Source organism: Streptomyces sp. NPDC058964 (assembly GCF_042741275.1).
GTDB lineage: Bacteria > Actinomycetota > Actinomycetes > Streptomycetales > Streptomycetaceae > Streptomyces.
Genome location: NZ_JBHYKH010000066.1, coordinates 17,446 through 21,348, shown reverse-complemented (window position 1 = coordinate 21,348; position 3,903 = coordinate 17,446). Strand labels below are relative to the sequence as shown.

Sequence of the window (3,903 nt, the reverse complement as noted above, 5' to 3'; positions counted from 1 at the left end):
GGCGCGCACCCCTCACTCAACCTGGTCACGGCCACCGGGGCCCGGCGCGGGGGCGTTGTCCGGCTCCCCGCCCCGGGTTACAAGCCACAGCAGGAACCCAGGGCTCTCGTCCGGGTCCAGAGGCACGGTCTAGCCCTCCGCGACCTTCGCCAGCGCGGCGACGACATCGGGGAAGTCGGCCGTGATCGCCGGCCCGAGCTGCGGTCCGACCTGCTCGGCGGCCGGGCCGGTGATCTCCGTGCGGTAGGTGATCCGGGTCAACCCCGTGGGCAGCGGTTCCAGGCGGTGCACGGTGCGCACGACGAAGTCGCCGGCGTCCATCACGTCGGTGAACAGCTCGTCGGGCACGACCTCGGTGAGGCGCATCTGAATGGGCTCGTCACCGGGCGGCGTCATCGTGAACGTCGTACCGACCACGAACGGCCCGTCGATCTCGATCTTCTCGACACCGTCGTTCCAGGTCGGCCATGCCGCCACGTCCGACCAGTGGCGCCAGATCGCTGCCGGGGGCGCCGTGGTCTCGGCACTGTACTCGTACTCCCACATGTTCATGTTCCCTCCCGTTTCGTCTACGTGAAGACTATCTACGCGCAGACTATTTCGCAAGTGTGGAGTCACTCCGATGCAACCGTCAGTGCGGTACTGCCCTCTTCTTGATCGAATTTGTCGAGCGGTGCCTGACGGAAGGGGGAACGTTGCTCTTCAGTGCAGTCCGAGCCGTGACCGTTGGTGGTCTTGTTGCGGTGGCCCTGTGGGGAGCGGCCCCAACCGCAGCCGCCGGGGACGCAAGCCCGGCCGCAAGCGGCAGCCCGCCAGCGAAGGTCCGCCTCGACTATGTCGCGTCGCAGGGGCGGCGCCTCGAAGCGGGTGACGCGCTCTGGTTCAGTGTCCAGGGGATGCCGCCGGGCTGGGACACCGTGACCGTCACCTCTCCAGCCCTGGTGGAGCCGATCACCCTCACCCCCGTCAAGAAGGGGGCGACGCAGTCAGCCCAGGTCGACGCGCCGGGGACCCGGCACCGCATCCGTTCCGGTCTGCGTGCCGGCACCTATCCCGTCACCGCGACCAGCCACGACCGCATCGTCGCCACCGCGCGTCTCAAGGTCGCGGCTGAGGGTTCGGCGGAGACAGGCCGGTTCGTGATCGGACCGAAGGACGCGTTTCCCGGCAGTGACGTGCCCGCCGCCGTACGGCCGGGCGGTGAGGTCCGGGTGGTCCTCTCCGATCTGCGGCCCGCACCGAACGAGGACTCACTGACGGTCACGTCCCCCATATTCAAGGGCCCGTTGACCATCCGGACGGACAGCTCGGACGACCCCGGGTGCAAGTGCGACGACCCCGCCACGGTCTATGCGGGTCACGCACGAGTGCGCGATGACGTGCCCGAGGGCCGCTACACGCTGACCGTCGTCAGCCACGGTGGGCGGCAGACCACGACACAGCGGGTCACCGTGGCCGGCAAGGCCGTCGCGCACGGCCGCTCCTGGATGGCCGGTGGTGCCGTCGCCGCCGGGAGCGTGGCACTGATCGGGGGTGCCGCGATCGCGGCGCGCCGCCGGTCACACAAGGCTGCCTCCCGCATGTAGTGGCGGCCCCGGCAACGTGCGGGCGTGCCGTGCGCCCCGGGCGGACAGCGGCCTGTGGACGCACCGCCCTTGCTGTCGGCTGCCCTCATTGGCTTCCTCTGACCACTCCCGGTGCAGAGGCAGTTGTTCCATGAGTCAGAAAGCAATTCTTGTATACCTCACACAGACGAATATCCCGCCTCGTGGTCTCGGCAGCCGGAACCGCTCTGTTCCTGGCAGGTGGAGGAAGTCCCGCCCAGGCACCGGGTCCGTCCGCCTCCGGGCGGTCGGCGACTGCGAAGCAGGTCCCGAAGCCCGCGCCCTCCACCACGAGAAGCACGGGCAGTCCCTCCAAGCCGACAGCCGGTGGAGGGAGCTGGACGGACGACGACGCCATCCGGTTCTGGACACCTGAACGGATGGCCTCGGCCACTGACCCGGCCCCGCCCGCGCGGGTCCCGAACCCGAGTGCCGAGGCCCAACCCCGGCCGAGCGCCTGGACGCGCACGTCGGCGGCGGCCGACATGCCGACCGCGGAGCACTTCCTCGGACTGAAGTCCGTAGGGACGATCTTCACCTACTCGACGGACCCGACCACCGACACGATGCACGCCCACAAGTGCTCTGCCAGTGTCGTGGAGAGTCCCGACCGCAATCTGATCCTGACCGCCGGACACTGCTCCGGCGGCAAGGCGGTCTTCGTTCCCGGGTACACCGCCGAGTACCCGCTGGACAAGCAGCCGTACGGGTTCTACCGAGTCTCCGACTGGTTCGTCGACAACCGCTACGTGCACGATTCCAGGAAGGCGATCTCGGACCTGGACTTCGCGTTCGGCCGTCTCCAGCCGTCACAGACCGGCAAGGAGGCCCAGGACGTGGTGGGCGCGAACAAACTGGTCCGCACGCCTGGTTACCTCAACCAGAGCACGATGGTCGGCTACCCGTCCAGCCACAACCCCGAGGATCACGCGGTACGTTGCCCCACCCAGACGGAGGCGCTGCCCGGCTTCTATCAGATCCAGGCCAAGTGCCGCGGCATGTGGGGCGGTGTCTCGGGCGGCCCCTGGTTCTCCAAGGTCGACTGGGCGGCCGGATCCGGTGAGATCATCGGCAACGTCGGCGGCTACAACGGCGGCGGGAACGACGCCAATGCCGACTGGCTCACCTACAGCCCCATGCACGGTGACTGGTTCTTCCGCCTGTACGAGGAGGCGAAGAAGAACCAGCACGCCTCCCATGGCACTTCCTACGATCAGCCGCCGCTGCCGTACTCCATGGGCAGTGGCGACACCTGGACCCACGCAAGGCTGCTGGCATCGGGGGAGTACACCGGTGACGAGAACGGTGACCTGATCGTGGTCTGGACGGACGGCGAGGTCACGCTCTACACCGGAGACGGCAACGGCGGCTTCACGGGCGAGCGCCGGCTGGCCGCGCCCAACGACACCTGGAAAGAGGTCAAGTCGCTCACCGGCGGCAACTTCTCCGGCGGCACCGGTTCGGACCTGCTGGCCGTGTGGAACAGCGGAGAGGTGAGGATCCTCCCCGACGTCGGCACCCAGGGCCTGGACGGCGGGATCAAGCTGGCGGACGCCGGCTCCGTCTGGAGCCATGCCGACCAGATCACCGCGGGCGACTTCGGAACCGACAAGTACGTCACCGACCTCCTGGTGCGCTGGAGCGACGGTGAAGTCACGGACTACACGGCGGTCGGAGACAAGGGCTTCGGCACCGAACACCAGCTGCTGAAGCCCAACGACACCTGGAAGCAGGCCACGCTCGTGACCGCCGGCGACTTCACCGGAGGCGCCAACTGGGACACCCTGGTGCGCTGGTCGGACGGAAGGGTCTCGCAGTTCCAGGAAACCGGACCCGGAGGCCTCGGCAAGGAGGTGCAGATGGCCGAGCCGCGGAGCGTCCGGACCCATGGTGTGGTGATGACGGCCGGCAGCTACGACTCCAACGGCCGGCCGGACGACCTGGTCGTCCGAGGGTCCGACGGGGAAACCACCATGTACGCCCACACAGGCGCCACTTTCGGGGCCGAACGCATGCTCGTCGCACCGAAGTAGGGAACGCGGAGACACCTCGGCACCCCGGCTGCGGCGTCCCGTACGGGCATCCCGCCCTGACCCTGGAGTGGCCCCGTGGACGTGAACGGCTGGTTTCAGGTCGAGGGCCCGGCACAGTACGGCGAAGAGCCATGGGACTTCACCGAGGCGGAACCGTCCTTCCCGACAGTCGAGCGAGCCCGGTCCGCCGCCTGGGTGGGGGCCGTGGGCGCCCAGCCCGGGCGGGCGGGCCGCGGTCGATTGGTCGCCCCGCGTTCCCGCCTGCC

At 68.8% G+C, this 3,903-nt stretch carries 3 protein-coding genes and 1 pseudogene; 3 read left to right on the top strand and 1 reads right to left on the bottom strand.

The genetic code is table 11. The features are described 5' to 3' along the window. Positions 1–129: 129 nt before the first annotated feature. Positions 130–552, bottom strand: coding sequence for an SRPBCC family protein (locus ACFW2E_RS11660; RefSeq protein WP_384465062.1), 423 nt, complete (start codon positions 550–552; stop codon positions 130–132). A 344-nt stretch (positions 553–896) separates the two neighbouring features. Here ACFW2E_RS11660 and ACFW2E_RS11655 point away from each other — a divergent pair, with 344 nt between their 5' ends. From ACFW2E_RS11655 to ACFW2E_RS11645, 3 genes and pseudogenes are all read left to right on the top strand, one after another. Continuing rightward, entirely contained in the window at positions 897–1,586 is a 690-nt protein-coding gene (locus tag ACFW2E_RS11655; protein WP_384465059.1) for a hypothetical protein, read from the top strand. Between the two features lie 398 nt (positions 1,587–1,984). Next, positions 1,985–3,637: a trypsin-like serine peptidase gene (locus tag ACFW2E_RS11650; RefSeq protein WP_384465056.1), complete on the top strand. Its 1,653-nt coding sequence runs from the start codon at positions 1,985–1,987 to the stop codon at positions 3,635–3,637. Positions 3,638–3,712: 75 nt separating this feature from the next. Further along, a pseudogene (locus ACFW2E_RS11645) lies at positions 3,713–3,903 on the top strand (hypothetical protein); the annotation flags it as partial.

Coding starts and splice junctions, on each gene's coding strand:
- ACFW2E_RS11660 (WP_384465062.1), bottom strand. CDS start 552: ATGAACATGTGGGAGTACGAGTACAGTGCCGAGACCACGGCGCCCCCG.
- ACFW2E_RS11655 (WP_384465059.1), top strand. CDS start 897: ATGCCGCCGGGCTGGGACACCGTGACCGTCACCTCTCCAGCCCTGGTG.
- ACFW2E_RS11650 (WP_384465056.1), top strand. CDS start 1,985: ATGGCCTCGGCCACTGACCCGGCCCCGCCCGCGCGGGTCCCGAACCCG.